The sequence below is a fragment of the Microbacterium sp. A20 genome (assembly GCF_004794515.1).
GTDB lineage: Bacteria > Actinomycetota > Actinomycetes > Actinomycetales > Microbacteriaceae > Microbacterium.
The window spans coordinates 23,325-38,370 of sequence record NZ_SSDF01000085.1 but is presented as its reverse complement, the minus strand read 5'-3'; the positions used below and the strand labels follow the sequence as shown (position 1 = coordinate 38,370).

At 68.4% G+C, this 15,046-nt stretch carries 13 protein-coding genes; 4 read left to right on the top strand and 9 right to left on the bottom strand.

The genetic code is table 11. From position 1 onward, the window contains the following. Positions 1-108 precede the first annotated feature (108 nt). The gene (locus DW298_RS14175; RefSeq protein ID WP_136043111.1) at positions 109-1,215 is read left to right on the top strand and encodes a hypothetical protein; all 1,107 of its coding nucleotides are present in this window, start codon (positions 109-111) and stop codon (positions 1,213-1,215) included. A 63-nt stretch (positions 1,216-1,278) separates the two neighbouring features. Here DW298_RS14175 and DW298_RS14170 read toward each other — a convergent pair whose 3' ends face one another. Next, positions 1,279-1,662, bottom strand: coding sequence for a hypothetical protein (locus DW298_RS14170; RefSeq protein WP_136043110.1), 384 nt, complete (start codon positions 1,660-1,662; stop codon positions 1,279-1,281). A gap of 60 nt (positions 1,663-1,722) precedes the next feature. Further along, positions 1,723-2,370 carry a TetR/AcrR family transcriptional regulator gene (locus DW298_RS14165; RefSeq protein ID WP_136043109.1) on the bottom strand — a complete coding sequence of 216 codons (648 nt, stop codon included), beginning with the start codon at positions 2,368-2,370 and terminating at the stop codon, positions 1,723-1,725. Between the two features lie 86 nt (positions 2,371-2,456). Here DW298_RS14165 and DW298_RS14160 point away from each other — a divergent pair, with 86 nt between their 5' ends. Both DW298_RS14160 and DW298_RS14155 read left to right on the top strand, forming a co-directional pair. Next, positions 2,457-2,837 carry a DUF1761 family protein gene (locus DW298_RS14160; protein ID WP_136043108.1) on the top strand — a complete coding sequence of 127 codons (381 nt, stop codon included), beginning with the start codon at positions 2,457-2,459 and terminating at the stop codon, positions 2,835-2,837. A gap of 22 nt (positions 2,838-2,859) precedes the next feature. Then, positions 2,860-3,138 (top strand): DUF1905 domain-containing protein, encoded by a 279-nt coding sequence (locus DW298_RS14155; protein WP_136043107.1) that lies wholly within the window; start codon positions 2,860-2,862, stop codon positions 3,136-3,138. A gap of 20 nt (positions 3,139-3,158) precedes the next feature. Here DW298_RS14155 and DW298_RS14150 read toward each other — a convergent pair whose 3' ends face one another. The 6 genes from DW298_RS14150 to DW298_RS14125 all read right to left on the bottom strand — a co-directional run bounded on the left by DW298_RS14150 (position 3,159) and on the right by DW298_RS14125 (position 9,633). Then, complete coding sequence (locus DW298_RS14150; RefSeq protein ID WP_136043106.1) at positions 3,159-3,347, bottom strand: hypothetical protein; 189 nt, start codon at positions 3,345-3,347, stop codon at positions 3,159-3,161. 136 nt (positions 3,348-3,483) lie between these two features. Next, positions 3,484-3,855, bottom strand: coding sequence for a hypothetical protein (locus tag DW298_RS14145; protein ID WP_136043105.1), 372 nt, complete (start codon positions 3,853-3,855; stop codon positions 3,484-3,486). Between the two features lie 64 nt (positions 3,856-3,919). Further along, positions 3,920-6,499, bottom strand: a complete 2,580-nt coding sequence (locus DW298_RS14140) for an alpha-L-rhamnosidase (protein ID WP_136043198.1) — start codon at positions 6,497-6,499, stop codon at positions 3,920-3,922. 26 nt (positions 6,500-6,525) lie between these two features. Beyond that, the gene (locus DW298_RS14135) at positions 6,526-7,386 is read right to left on the bottom strand and encodes a carbohydrate ABC transporter permease (protein WP_136043104.1); all 861 of its coding nucleotides are present in this window, start codon (positions 7,384-7,386) and stop codon (positions 6,526-6,528) included. After that, the gene (locus DW298_RS14130) at positions 7,383-8,276 is read right to left on the bottom strand and encodes a sugar ABC transporter permease (RefSeq protein WP_136043103.1); all 894 of its coding nucleotides are present in this window, start codon (positions 8,274-8,276) and stop codon (positions 7,383-7,385) included. Before DW298_RS14130 ends, DW298_RS14135 begins: the two co-directional genes overlap by 4 nt. 58 nt (positions 8,277-8,334) lie before the next feature. Beyond that, a complete protein-coding gene (locus DW298_RS14125) occupies positions 8,335-9,633 on the bottom strand; it encodes an extracellular solute-binding protein (protein ID WP_136043102.1) in 1,299 nt (432 codons plus the stop codon). Between the two features lie 117 nt (positions 9,634-9,750). On the opposite strand from DW298_RS14125, the gene DW298_RS14120 reads away from it, so the two are divergent. After that, positions 9,751-10,782, top strand: a complete 1,032-nt coding sequence (locus DW298_RS14120) for a LacI family DNA-binding transcriptional regulator (protein ID WP_136043101.1) — start codon at positions 9,751-9,753, stop codon at positions 10,780-10,782. Between the two features lie 66 nt (positions 10,783-10,848). Here the strand turns inward: DW298_RS14120 and DW298_RS14115 are convergent, their stop codons facing one another. Beyond that, positions 10,849-15,039 (bottom strand): PQQ-dependent sugar dehydrogenase, encoded by a 4,191-nt coding sequence (locus tag DW298_RS14115; protein ID WP_240745138.1) that lies wholly within the window; start codon positions 15,037-15,039, stop codon positions 10,849-10,851. Positions 15,040-15,046 lie beyond the last annotated feature (7 nt).

Here is a 15,046-nt window from a genome sequence, read left to right as displayed (position 1 = left end):
CGCTCTCCCGCGCGGGAGATCGCTCATCCGGCAGGTTCACTCCTGCGGGTGAGGGGGATGACCCCTGCGGTCGAAGTCGGCGGCGAAACACGTTCCTAGCGTGGAGATATGTCCACTCACACCCGTTTCCTCGTCCTCCTCGCCGCCGCTGTCGGTGCCTTGGCCGTGACCGTCACCAGCCTGGTGAGGATGCTCACCCCCGGCACCGACGCACTGCCCTCGAGCCTGATCGGCAATCTCGGTCACGGCGTCGAACTCGCGCTCTCCCTCACGGGGGCGCTCGCCGCGCTCCTCGTATCCGTCTCCGCACTGTCGACCCGTGACCTCGCGAACCGCTCGGTGCCGCGGTGGCTCCTGCACACGCTCGGTCTCGTGGCCGGGGTGCTCCTCGCCATCACGATGCCCGGAGGGGTGATCGCCGCGGCGGGCTACACCTTCGCGATGATGGTCGTCGTCGGAGTCCTGGCCCTCATCGTGCTCACGGTGCTGCGCCGTCCGCTGCTCGGGCTCCTGCTCGGCACGTTGGTCGTCGGCGCCCTCGCCTACGCCGCCATCGGGCTCGGGGCCGGCCCGCTCGTCCCCCGGATCCTGGGCAGCTACGGCACCATCCTCCCGCAGGCCGGTCTCGCGCTCGCGCATGTCGGCGCGGCAGCCGGGCTGCTGATCTGGATGATCGCCGACCCGTCGTCCCGTCGGAACCGATTCGCGCGCGATGTGCTCCGGCACCGCCGCGCGATCACGATCGTGGCGGCCGCGTGCGCTCTTCCCTACGCGGTCGCCCGCGCGAGCTGGCTGACCCCGTGGCCGCTGTTCGGCGGAAGCGCCGAGATGTTCGCCGCAGACCCCTCCGTCCGCGTGCTCGGTCTGGCGCTCGGCGCGGCCATGCTCACCGGAGGCGTGCTCACGCTGGGCCTGATCCTGCCCTGGGGCGAGCGGTTCCCCCGCTTCCTCGCGGGACTCGGCGGGCGGTCGGTCCCGCCCGGGCTGGCCATCGTCCCGGCGAGCCTCGTCAGCGTCCTGTTCACGGCGGCCGGCATCCAGTTCGCGCTGGAGGGAGTGGGCAACGTGGAGAACCCGCTGTATGTGCTTCTGATGTTCCCGTTCTGGCTCTGGGGTCCGCTTCTGGGTCTCGCCACCTGGGCCTATGCGATGCGTCGGGCGACGCCGACCGCGGCGAAGCGATCGGACTCCTCCGCCGCGCAGGTCACGGCCTAGCCGGTCGGCGCCTCGGATCCGTCGCGACGGTCCGAGGCGCCGTAGCCGGCGAGGAAGAGGCGGTTACTGGTTGAGCAGATTCGTCTCGGCGATCAAGTCGAGTCGGGACAGCAGCAGGTCACCGGCCGATCCGGCGACGGCGAAGGCGTTGACGGTGATCACGACGGCCACGACAACGAGGAGCACGATCTTCGGGATGTCGTACCGCCGCTTCACGGCGAGTCCGATGACCGCGAACCCGCTCAGGACGGCGATCACCTGCCCCACGACCGTGGCGAAGGCCATCCGGATCGCGCTCTCCTCGGTGAGCGGGCCGTAGCTATTGAAGGCGGCCGAGACCGCGAACGGGACGATGACGACTCCGAACACGAGGATGATGATCAGCCGGAATCGTGGACGTCGGGGCGAAGCGACGACCGACTGCTGCTCTGCGATCGGGACGGTCATGGGGTTGACCGTAGCAGAGCGGCGCATTTCGCCGGGGCTTCAGCTGGCCCCTCGTCCTCATCACGGCTGTACGGCACGCTCATCCCCGCCGCCGTCCGAACCATAGCCGGCGAGGAAGAGGTCGACGGCGCCGTCCACGCGACCGGTCTTCGTTTCATCCCCGAGCATGCGGGCGTTGAGCGGCGCACCGACCACCAGCCAGGTGAACTGCTCAGCGGCGGTTCGCGGATCGTCGAGGCGGAGCCGCCCCTCGGCCGCGAGCGCGCTCAGCGTATCGGCGAGGTTCTGGATGTTCGTGTTCCAGCTCTCCTCCAGGTAGGTGGCCGCCACCTCCACCTGCTCGGGCGCCTCGGCCGTGACGAGCCGGCGCATCGCCACCACCGGGGGACTCAGGATGCCCGCCCGCATGGTCTCGGCCAGTTCGACGAGACCCGCGCGGGTGTCTTCGCTCGCGCGCAGCCGATCGAGGGCGGGGCGCATCGCATCGCGACCGGCCAGCGTCCAGTGGTGCACGACGGCGGCGTACAGCGCGCTCTTCGAGGCGTGCTCTCGGTACAGCGATGCCTTCGAGATGCGGGCACGCTTGGCGACCTCGTCCATCGACGCACCGCGGTAGCCGTGCTGCAGGAAGACATCACGCGCGACGGCGATGAGATCGGCGCCGGTGAGGCCGGATGGACGCCCGCGGGTCGGGAGGTCGGTGCTCATGATCCGAGTTTAGTACTTGACAGTCCTAAAACCGCGATCTACGCTGAACACCAGAAGTACTACCCAGTACTAAAGAAGGGGTCGCCATGATCGTCTGGGGCATCGCCATCGCCACCGTCGTCTCGTTCATCGCCAGCGCGCTGCTCTACGCACTGCCGCCGGTCTCGGCCCTGGTCACTCGCACGAGCACCCCGCGGCCCGGCCTATCGGTCGCCGCGCAGATGGGTTCAGTCGTGATGCGCAGCCTTCTCGCGTCCGGCCTCGTCGCCGGGCTGATGGCCGCGGCCGGCTGGCACGGCGCCGCCGCCGGCGCACTGCTCGGCCTCGCGCTCTCGGTGCTGCCGCTGATCCTGCTCCTGGGCGGCGTCGTGCACGAGAACACCGCACCTTCCGTGGCAGCCGTGCACCTGCTCGACTGGGTGATCAAGCTCACCATCATCGGGGCCATCGTCGGCCTCTTCGTCTGAATTCGCGGAACAGGAGAAAGCCATGAGCACGCCACTCGACATCACCTTCACCGCGGTCCTCGGAAAGGTGCGCGAAGGCGACACCTGGACGTGCGTCCAACTCCCCGACTCGGCGACCATCTTCGGGACCCGCGGACTCGTCAAGGTCGCGGGGACCGTCGACGGCGAACCGTTCCGCGGGGCATTCATGGCCCTCGGCGACGGCACGCACAAGCTGCCCGTCACTGCTGCGATCCGCAAGAGGATCAGTCGGACGGACGGCGACGAGGTCACCGTCCACCTGACCGAGCGCCTCAGCTGAGGCGTCGGCCAGGAACGCGGCTAGGCGTCTTCCGGGTCCTCCGCGAGGACGTCGCCCTCGTCCGTGTCGCCGCCGTCGCTCGGCACCACCGTCGGCGGGTTCCCCTTGCCGTCTTCGGTGCCGAGGTTGTCGTTCCCCTCGGTCCCGGGCCCGGGTTCGGTGCTGATGTCGTTCCGGTCGGTGCTGATGTCGTCGTTGCCGCCGCTCATGTGCGTTCCTTCCCGTCGGCGGACGCCGCAGGCTCCGCGTGTGCAGGAGGGCGTCCGTGTCGTTCCGACTGTACGTCGGTGCGTGTGCGGTCGCACGCCCCTTGACACCGCCGCGAACGGCGAGCAGCCTCGCGGATCAGCCGCAGAACGCGGAGGCGGAGTCCTTGAGCTGCTCGATCGCCTCGACGGTCTCGGGCGCCTGCAGGTCGGTCATCCCGCCGATCTTCTCCGCACCCGAGCGGATGAGGTCGCCCAGCTGACCGTCGGTGTTCTCCGCCAGTCCGTTGAGGGAGGCGACCAGGTCGTCGCGCGCGGCATCCGCCTGCTCGGCCGAGAGCTCTCCCTGGTCGAGCAGCGTCTGGTACTGCCCGTAGGCGTCGTCGATCGTGGTGCAGGCCGCCTGCACGTCGACGCCGAGCGCATCGCCCGCCATCTGGGTCACCTGCGAGCAGCCCGCGAGGATGAGGCCGGCGGCGAGCACGAGCGGGAGGACGAGGATTCGGCGCATGCCCCGAGGGTATCCGGGCATGCTGAAGTGGGGCTGGTGATCGCACCGGCCCCGCTTCAGCGGATCATGCGGCGACGGCCTCCGACGACGAGACGAACGCCTCGAACCGCCCACCCGACTCGATGCGCTGCTCGTCGAGGCCGGCGATGCGGATCGTGCCCTCGACGCCGGTCGGAACGGAGAGCTCGTACCGGATCCCCTCGGCCGATCGCCGCCAGGATCCCTCGATCAGACCGTACGGCGACTCGAACGCAACGCGTGCGTGGTCCAGTCCGCCGCCGGGCTCGGGCGCCCACTCGATCCTCCGATACCCGGGGGCCGCCGGCGAGAGTCCGCCGATGACCCGGTGCATCCAGTCCGCCACGCTCCCGAGAGCGAAGTGGTTGAAGCTGGTCATCTCGCCGGGGTTGATCGATCCGTCGGGCAGCATGGAATCCCAGCGCTCCCAGATGGTCGTCCCGCCCATGCGCACCGTGTAGAGCCACGACGGGCATTCGGTCTCGAGGATCAGGTCGTAGGCCGTGTCGACGTGTCCGGTCTGAGACAGCGCGTCGCTGATGACCGGAGTCCCCGCGAACCCCGTGGCGATGCGGTTCCCGGCCTCGCGGACGAGCGCGGCGAGACGCCGGCCCGCGGCCGCCTCCTCGGTCGCACTCAGGAGTCCGAAGCGGATGGCGAGCGCGTACGCGGTCTGCGCGTCGGAGGTGAGTGTGCCGTCCGGTCGCACGTATTCCGCGCGGAAGGCATCGCGCGCCTCCTCGGCGATCCGGGCGTACCGGTCGGCATCGGCCGCGAGGCCGAGGAGCCTGGCAGTGTCGGCCAGCCGTCGCGTCGAGAAGGCGAAGTACGCAGAGGCGACCAGATACCTGTCGGTACGCGCATCGGCCGGATCGTGCGGCGGTGCCGCCGGGTCGAGCCAGTCACCCAGCTGGTGACCGTCACGCCAGAGACGCGCGGATCCGGACTGCGTGATCATGCGCTCGACCCACTTGCGGCCGCTGTCGTACTGGCGGCGCAGCACCTCGCGGTCACCGAACCGCTCGTGGAGCGTCCAGGGCGTCAGCACCGAGACGTCTCCCCACACGGCCCCGGTCCGGATCGGGTTCCAGGTGGGACCGCCGGGGATGACCGGCACGAACCACGGGATGGTGCCGTCGGGGAGCTGTTCGAGAGCCACGTCGGTGAGCCAGTTCTCGAGGAAGCCGGCCGAGTCGTAGAGGAAGGATGCCGTGGGCGCGAAGACCTGCACATCGCCGGTCCAGCCGAGGCGCTCGTCGCGCTGCGGGCAGTCGGTGGGGATGCTGAGGAAGTTGCCGCGCATGCCCCAGCGGACGTTCTCGTGCAGGCGGTTCAGGTCGGGGTTCGACGTCTCCAGCCATCCGGTGCGGCGCATGTCGCTGTGGATGACGCGCGCGACCACGTCCCCCTCCCCGATCTCCTCGAGGCCGGTGACCGTCGCGTAGCGGAAGCCGTGGAAGGTGAATTTGGGCTCCCAGAACCGCGGCTCCCCGCCGTCGAGCGTGATGAGGTCGTGGGCGTCGGCCAGGCGCAGCGGTCGGATGCCGAGCTCTCCGTGCTCCAGCACCTCGGCGTGGCGCAGGGCGATCACATGCCCCGCCGGCCCGTGCACCCGCACGCGAAGCCGCCCGACGAGGTTCTGACCGAAGTCGAGGAGGTGGGTCGTCTCGTCGACCCGGGTGACGGTGACGGGGGCGAGTTCCTCGGTGCAGCGCACCGGCGGCAGCGTCGGGGCGACCAGCGTCGCCGGATCGCGATGGCCGACGCGCACGGGGCTCCACCCGTCGCCGGCGCCTCCGGGGCGCGACCATCCGAGCTGCTCCTCGCGGGCATCGTGCTTCTCGCCGTCGTACAGGCCGGACACCAGGATCGGGCTCGGGGCGGTCGACCAGCTCTCATCCGTCGCGATGACCGTCTTCGTCCCGTCGTCGTGCGTGACCTCGAGCTGAGCGATGAGGGCCTGGTCGGTGCCGTACAGGTCGCGGTAGCCGCCGTTGAAGCCGAGCCGTCCGCGATACCAGCCGTCGCCCAGCCAGGCGCCGACGGTGTTCTCACCCTCGACGAGCTGGTCGGTGACATCGAAGGTCCAGTACACGAGACGCTCGTCGTACTTCGTCCACCCCGGCGAGAACTCGTGGTCGCCGATGCGCGCACCGTTGATCTCCGCCTCGTAGAGCCCGTGCGCCGTGACGTACAGGCGTGCGCTCGCGACCGGACGATCGAGACGGAAGGTCCGCCGCACGAGTGCGGGACGGCGTTCGGTGTCGGGAGTCTCGGGCCACGACGCGCCGACCGGTGCGGCGACCCAGTCCGCGGCATCCAGCAGTCCCGCCTCGGCGGTCGTCTGCTCGCTCCAGGACGACCAGCGCTCATCCTCGCCGCGGACGCGCACGCGCACCCGCACCTGCTCGCGGGAGGAGAGCGGTTCGAACGGCCAGTCGACGAGCACCTGATCGGCGTTCGTGCCGGATGCGACGACCGTGCCACCCGCGCGCTCGCACTCGAGCTGCCACCCGTGCTGGGTCCAGCCCTCCGGGGCCTCGGTCTTCCAGGAGAGCCGCGGCGTGCGGGCCCCCAGCCCGAGCGTGTCGTCGATGTGCTCGAACCGGGGAGCGGAGACCTTCACGAACGTCCTTTCAGTGGTGGGCGCGCTCATCCCTTGACCGCTCCGGCCGTGAGGCCCTTCTGGATGCGCTGGTTGAGCACCAGGTAGATGATCAGGAGCGCGAACACGTTGATGCTGATGGCGGCGAACAGCGGACCGTATTGGGTCGTGCCGAACTGGCCGTTGAAGTTGAGCAGTCCGACCTGCAGGGTGCGCAGGTTGCCGGAGTTGGCGAAGGTCAGCGCGATGAGCAGGTCGTTCCAGAAGAAGAAGAACTGCACGAGGCCGACCGTGAACAGTCCGTTCTTCATCATCGGCAGCGCGATGGAGAAGAACTGCCGGTAGATGCTGGCGCCGTCGAGCGTCGCCGCCTCGAACACCTCACGCGGGATCGCACGGAAGTATGTCGCCATCAGGAAGACGGTCAGCGGCAGACCCGTGGCCGTGTAGGTGATGATCAGCGGCCAGAGCGAGCCGGTGAGCCCGAGCTGGAAGTAGGTGCTGAACAGCGGGAGCAGGATCATCTGCGTCGGCACCATGATGCCGGCGAGGAAGATGATGAGCACCCCGCTGCGTCCCTTCCAGACGAGCACCTCGAGTGCGAACGCCGCCGCGGTGCCCAGGAGCAGCATGAGGAAGAGCGACGGCAGCACCGTGATGGCGCTGTTGAAGAGGGACTGGCCGAGACCGGCCGTGTCCCAGGCGACGATGTAGTTGTCGAAGTTCCACTGCTCCGGAAGCGCCCAGGTGGGTGCCTCCAGGAACTCCCGCTGGCTCTTGAACGAGCCCAGCAGCAGCCAGATCAGCGGGTAGCCGACGATGACCAGGAGCACGGCGACGAGCAGCCAGATGGGTGCGCGACGGAGCATCCTGGTCGCGCGGCGGGATACGGGTGTCGACGCGCTCATGCCACGCCTCCCTTCTTCGCCGAGCCGGCATTGGCACGGAAGATGAACACGGTCACGACGAGGCAGATGATGGTGAGCAGCATCGCGATGGTCGAGCCGTAGCCGTAGTTGCCGTAGGTGAACGCGTTGTCGAACATCGAGATCGTGAGGGGACTGGTCGAGGTGCCAGGGCCGCCGTTGGTCAGCGCGAGCACACTGTCGAAGACCTTCAGGGTTCCGTTGATCGAGAAGATCAACGACGAGATCAGCACCGGGGCGGAGAGCGGCAGCACCACGTGGCGGACGAGCTTCCATCCGCTGGCGCCGTCAAGGCGGGCTGATTCCAGCACATCCTCGGGGATGTCGATCAGCCCGGCGTAGAGCAGCACACCGTAGAAGCCCATGGAGCGCCAGATGTCCATGATCGCGATGACGATGAACGCACTCGCGCCGTCACCGAACCAGTCCACCGGCACACCGCCCAGGCCCGACAGGATCGAGTTGACCACGCCCTCGGTCGGCGCGATCGAGAACAGCTGCTGGAAGAGCAGCGCGACGGCGACCGTCGGCATCACGACGGGGAAGAAGACCAGGGTCCGGACGAGGCCGGATGCGCGCTTGAGCGCGAAGACGTAGAGCAGCGAGAGCAGGTACCCGAGCAGGACCTGTCCGATGGTCACGACGGCGGCGTACTTCAGGGTGAACAGCAGCGCGGCGTGCACCTCGGAGTCGCCGATCAGCCGGACGAAGTTGTCGAGGCCGACGAACTCGAAGCCGACGATGGCGTTGCCCTCGAACAGCGTGTAGCCCAGCGACCAGAACACGGGGATGAGCATCACCACCGAGTAGATGAGCAAGGCGGGGCCGAGAAGGATGGCGATCGCCTTGCGGTCGCCCAACACGTTCTGCATACGTTCTCCTGAAGGATGAGGGGCGGCGTACGAGGACGCCGCCCCTCTCGTTTTCTCGCTAGTCGAGGTCCGCCTGGATCATCGACATGAACTCCTCGGCGGAGACACTGCCGGTGATCAGCGGTGCGGCGTTGCGCTGGCTCGTGGTCGTGGCCTCGGCAGAGAACAGCGCCTCGAACCAGAGGACGGTGGTCTCGGTGCCGGCGACCTGCTCCTGGATGAGCTGCGTGAGCGGCGGCACGTCGGTGACCTCGGTGTTGAGCGCGAAGCCGGATACCCGGTTCTCCTGCTCGAGAGCCACGGAGCCGTAGTTCTCGGTGATGCAGGACAGCCATGCCTCGGTGTCGTCGTTCACGGCCTTGGCGTTCATCGTGATGGGCAGACCCACGTTGGCGGCGAGCTGCGAACGGTCGCCCGCACCGCCTTCGACGCCGGGGAACGGCATGAAGCCGATGTTCTCCGCGCCGATCTGGTTGACCTCGGGGTCGTTCGCCTGGCTCAGGAACCACGAGCCCATGTAGAACATCGCGGCCGAGCCGTTGAGGAACTGGTTCTCGCTGGTCGCCATGTCGATGGAGCCCACGCCCTGGCCGAAGTAGCCCTCGGCGCCGAGGTCGGCGATCGCCTGCGCGGCGGCCACGTACTCGGGATCGGTGAGCTTCGCCTCGCCGTCGGCGACCTTCTGAAGCGCGTCCGGTCCGAGGTCGCGGAAGAGGTAGCCGGAGATCAGGCGGGTGATCGGCCAGCCCTGCTCGCCGCTCGCGGAGAACGGCTGGATGCCGGCCGCCTCGAGCTTCGCGGCGGCGGCGACCAGCTCGTCGAACGTCTGCGGCTCGTCGATGCCCTGATCGGCGAAGATCGCTTTGTTGTACCAGATGCCCTCGACGTTGTATTCGAAGGGCAGCACGCGGAAGCCGCCGTAGAGGTTCTCGATGGTCGAGATCGCCGCCGGCTCGATGTTGTCGATCACGTCGAGGTCGGTGAGGATCTCCTCGAAGTCGGCGACGTTGCCCGAATCGGCGAGGGTCTTGGTCAGTGCAGGGGCGTTGCCGGCACTGAAGAGCACCGGCAGGTCGCCCTGGCCGGCCTTGAGCTGCAGCTGCTGGTCGAGGTTCGACTGCGGGACCGTCTCGACGTCGAGCGGAAGGGTGTCGGCCTCGGCGGAGCAGGCATCACCGGCGAGCGTCTCCAGGATGGCGGGGACTTCGGTGTTCTCGACGTTCACGAACAGGGACAGCGAGTCCGTGCCCGCCGTCGATCCCCCGCCGCCACCGCAGGCGGTGAGTGCGAGGGCAGATGCTCCGGCGATGGCGGTGATCGCACCGCGTCTCCAGAGCCGTGCTGTGGTCAGCTTCATGATTCCTCCTTGAAACGGGCGAGCCGCGTTGATCACACACTTGAAGCGCTTCAGATAGTACGCTTGAAGCGCTCCAAGAAGCAAATGGCTTTTTCGCGACGAACGGACGACGACCACATGACCACCTCCTCCGATGCGGGCCGGCCCCGCCCGGTGATGGCCGACGTCGCCCGGCATGCGGGCGTGGCGCTCGGCACCGTGTCGAACGTCCTGAACAATCCGCAGATCGTCGCGAAGGAGACACGCGAGCGGGTGCTGAGCGCCATCGACGAACTCGGCTTCGTGCGCAACAACGCCGCCCGCTCCCTCGTCACCGGGCGCGCGGACACCGTCGGATTCGTGGTCGTGGATGTCGGCAACTCGTTCTTCGTCGACATGGCTCGCGGCGTCGAGGAGGAACTCGATACGCACAACATCCGCCTCCTCCTCGCCAACAGCGACGTGAACCTCGCGAAGCAGGACTCCTACATCAGCGTGTTCGAGGAGGCGAAGGTGGCGGGCATCCTCCTCGCCCCGCTCGACGCACCTCTCGATGCCGCTCGTGCCGCGCGCCACCGGGGCATGCCCGTCGTGCACGTGAACTGGCCGGGAGACGACGACGCCTGCGGTGTGGTCGTCGACGAGGAGCTCGGCGGCTACCTCGCCACCCGTCACCTGCTCGACCAGGGTCTACGCCGTCTGGCGTTCGCCGGCGGCCCGTTCTCACTCTCCGCGATCGCACAGCGCCACATCGGGGCGCAGCGGGCGGTCGCCGAGGTCGCCGATGCCCGGCTCGAGACGATCGAGACCCGCAGCATCACGGTCCGCGGCGGCTACGCGCTCGGCGAGATGCTCAGCTCCCGCCCCATCGGCGAGCGTCCCGAAGGGCTCTTCGCCGCCGCCGACGCCCTGGCCGCGGGGGCGATCCAGACCATGCAGCTGGCCGGCATGCACGTGCCGTCCGACATCGCCGTGGTCGGCTACGACAACAACCACTTCGCGCAGGACAGCTCGATCCCGATCACCAGCGTGGGTCAGCCGGGACTCGAGATGGGGCGCACCGCCGCCCAGGTGCTCTATGAGGAGATCGCGGATCCCGTGGGTCACACGCACCGTACGATCACGATGACACCCACACTCTTCGCGCGCGCGAGCTCGGCCGTCGTCTGACGCGGAAGCACAGAGCGGCCCCCGGAACGGATTCCGTCCCGGGGGCCGCTCTGACTTCGCCCGCTGCTACCCGCCGGCGCCGACCAGCGTGAACGGCACGGTCGTGGCGTTGCCCGCCACGTCGTACACGACCAGCGTGTTCGCGCCGGCCTTGGCACCGAAGGCCCCCGGCTTCACGAAGTTGAGGTCGGACCAGACGTTGTCCGTCAGATCCTTCGCCACTCCGTTGACCGTCAGCCGGTCCACCTTGCCGCCGTCGTTGAGCTTGTACGACACCAGGCTGTAGGAGCCGTTCGCGCCCACGGTGTACTGGCCGCCCTCCTTGACCGTCACGGCGGGGGCCGTGACATCGAGGGTGAACTTCACGGTGGTGGCGTTGCCCGCCACGTCGTACACGACCAGCGTGTTCGCCCCGGCGACGGCACCGAACACTCCCGGCTTCACGTGATTCAGGTCGGACCAGACGTTGTCGGTCAGATCCTTCTCGACGCCGTTGAGGGTCAGCCGATCGATCTTCCCCTCGTCGTGGAGCTTGAACGACACCTTGCTGTAGACGCCGTCACGACCCACCGTGAACTCCGCGCCGCTCTTGACGGTCGCCACGGGAGCCGTGGTGTCCGTCGCTGCCGCCGTGACCGAGAGGTCGCGGAGACGCCCGAAGTTGTCGAACGAGCCGAAGCCCACCCGACCCTCGGGGAACGTCTTGTCGTTCGCGGTCATCAGCGGGGTGTCGAGCCCGTCGACGTAGACGGCGATGTCGCCGCTGTCGACGCAGCGGACCACGCGCACGTCGTGCCACTCCTCGTCGGTGACCGCCGGAGGAGCACCGACCGCGCCGTCCCACTGGTCGTCGATCCGCTCGCGGTCGGCCTTGTTCACTTTGAAGATGCCGTTGTGCGGGTAGATCGAGTTGTCCTGCGAGAGGTGTGCGTAGTAGTACTCCGTGTCCGACTTCCAGCCGAAGACGATGATGACGTCGCGGTTGTTCACGGAGGCCTTCTCGTCGAGACGCACCTCGCCGGTGAGGTCGAACGATCCCAGCTCCGGCCCCTCGGTCAGCACGGCGTACTCGAACGGCCGGCGGATCCCGTCGTTCGGGTTGGTGCCGGCCTCGGTGAGCACGACCTCGTCACCGGGGAAGTCCCACTTGGCGGGGGTCCGCGGGGCCCAGTCGCCCTCCGCCATCACATCCGTGATGACCTCGCCGTCCGGCGTGCAGGTGGGCGGCGTCGGCGGTTCGACCGGCGGCACAGCGTACAGCGCGTACTGCGCGGCGACCTGCTCGGCGGTCGGAACCGTGTCGAGCAGCATGATGTCGTCCATCCGTCCGTTGAACGGGTTGGCCTCACGCGTGTTCTGCGGGAAGCTGCCGCCGATCTTGATGCCGGCCGGTGCGGTGTCGGACGTGGATCCGCCACCCCACGGGTTGGAAGCGGTGTACTTCCCCGCGAGCTCTTCACCGTTCATGAACAGCTTCATCTCGCCCGCCGCGAAGTCGAAGGTCGCGGCGAGGTGAACCCACTGCCCCTTCTTGAGGATCTCGTCCCACGGCAGGTCGGCCGCGAACGTCCAGGAGCCTGCACCGTCGACGCGACGCCCGAGAGCGACGAGCTTGAGCTCGCCGTCGACCGTGATGACCTCGAGCAGCGCCCGCACCGCGTGACCGTCGGAAGTACCGGTGAGCACGCCCGCGAGTCCGATCGCGTTGTACACGTCGTCAGGATTCGCGGTGCCCGAGTTCAGGGCCGGGTGATCGCCGGTCGGCTTGAACCATCCCATGACGGAGGCCTTGTCCGTGCCGGCGAACGCGTCGAGCGAATCGACGCCGTTCGCGTCGTAGATGCCCGCCTTCCAGTCGTCGTTCGACGCGGTCCGCGGACTCATCTGCTGCGTCTGCAGCGCCTCGCCCGCACCCGGGTACGCCCGGTCGGCGACCCGCATCTCGACCCCGCCGTTGATGAGCGAGATGTCGGTGCCGGAGCGTCCCTGATCGACCTCGACCGTCGGCTTCGCCGCATCCGGGTGGTCGAAGTCGTGGTGCGTGACCAGGTTCGGGGCGAGTGCGGGAAGGACGAACGGGTTGGTCGGCTCATCGACCGAACGCGCCCCCGTGACCTTCCAGATCTTGCCGTTCGCCTTGGAGACGAGGTAGAGCTCGCCGTCGGCGTCTGAGCCGAACCGCAGGTCGACGCGCTTGTCGCCGACCAGCTCCTGGAACGTGGTCTCCTCGCCGTCGGCGAAGACCCGCAGCTCCTCGATCGTCGCGAGGTCGTCGATGTCGCCGTCGTTGCGCACCATCTCCTCGGCATCCGTGGACAGCACCCAACCGCGCACCAGGTCCGTGAAGAGGTAGCGTCCCTGGAGCTCGGGGATGTCGCCGCGGTAGACGAATCCACCGTTCACGGCCACTCCCGCATCACCGGTCTGGCCGGGGTCGCGGTTGTGGTCGTAGGCGGCCACCGGGTAGGTGAATCCGTTCTCGGCATCGTCCTTCGGCAGCGGGAAGATCTGCCGGTTCTCGGCCAGGAACGAGCCCTCGCGCACCGACCAGCCGAAGTTGTCTCCCGGCTCGACGGCGTAGACCGACTCGACCTGCCACTCGCCGATGTGCGCGAGATACATGGTGTGGTCGCCCTCGGTGTCCCAACTGATGCGGTGCGGGTCGCGCATGCCGACGGCGTAGATCTCCGGCAGCGCATCGGCGTCATCGACGAACGGGTTGTCGGACGGAACGCCGTACTCGCCGTTCTCGCTGTCGTCGCCCGTGGGGTTCACGCGCAGGATCTTGCCCTGCGGAGTGGACAGGTCCTGCGGGTTGCCGTTGCCGACGCCGTTGCCGCCGTCTCCGACCAGGATGTAGAGGTTGCCGTAGTCGGCGTCGCCCTCCTGGACCGTCGGGTTGAACGCGATCTGCTGCACGGTGTGCACGCGGCCCGCGAACGGGATGCGCATGACCTCACGGTGGCTGCCGGCGAAGGTCGCCGCCGACGGGTCATCGGCCTTCCACTCGGTGATCACGCTGTGGAACGCAGTGGTGCCGAAGGCCGGGAAGTCCGGGGCGTCTTCGGTCAGCGCCGTGCCGCCCTCGGTGTGCACGGTGTAGAACAGCCCGTTCTCGGCGAAGTCGGGATGGAACTCCGCGGACCCGAGACCCGTCCCGAGCCCTGCGCTGTTGTGGAAGTTGTCGATGAACTCGTTCCGCACGTTGAGGTACGGGACGTACTCGCCCGACTCCTTGTCGACCAGATAGAGGATGTCGTTGTTGTCGGGCACCATCAGCCGGCCGGAGTCATCGGGCACCTCGTCGAGGTGCGTGATCCGGTTGTGGCGCACGAGGCGCTGGTCCTGCGTGGCCGGGGTGGTCTGCGACTTCGGCAGCTGCGCGAGCTCGGTCACCTCGATGCCGAGGTCGGCCAGCGCGGGGTCGGGCAGCGGGTTCAGCAGCGGCTCGTTCGCCGTGCCGCCCGGTGCGCAGTCGCCGGGGTTGCCCGTCGCGATCGCGAGGTTCTCGCCCGTGTTGTCGACGGCGACGTCGTCGAGCAGCAGGCGTCCCGTGCTGGTGGCGCCGTTCTTCCAGAAGAACCGGTCGAGCGCGCCGTTCACCGCCTGGCGGAAGCCGAACTGCTGCTCGGTGCCCTCGGGGAGGCGGGTCTGCTCCTCGTAGGCGCCGCCCTGGCTGTACACGGTGACCTTGTCGGCCGCGTTGTCGGCGACGATCCACACGCACTGCCAGGCATCCTTCGACCACACGCCCGCCGGCTTGAACGCGCCGCCGTCGCGCACGCGGAGCACGTCGTCGTTCTGGTTGTTCACGTAGGCGCGGCTGTTCACGTAGTCGTTCGGCGCATCCACATCGGTGATCCCGAAGGAGGTGTCGACGCTGCCGGTGCGCAGGAAGCGGAAGAACAGCGTGCCGGTGGCGCCCTCGGCGATGGCCGGGATCGCGCGATACGACTGCTGTGTGCCGCCGACGGACTCGACGACCTGGTTGTTGCCGTTGAGCGGATCGGCGATCACACGGGGAGCCGCCGATGACGTCCATCCGTCCTGACCGTTCAACGCGACGCGCTCGTAGGCCTCGAAGTCGACCAGCTCGGTGAACGGCTCCGCCGCGGCAGCGGGGCTCGCGGTCAGCAGTGCTCCGACGACGGCCGCCGCGGCGACCACCGCACCCGTTCGTCGTATGCCGAAGGATCGAGGAGGCGGTGCGGCCGATCGGGTGCTCGAGCTCGCGGGTCGCATGATTCGTTCGTGCATCAGAAAC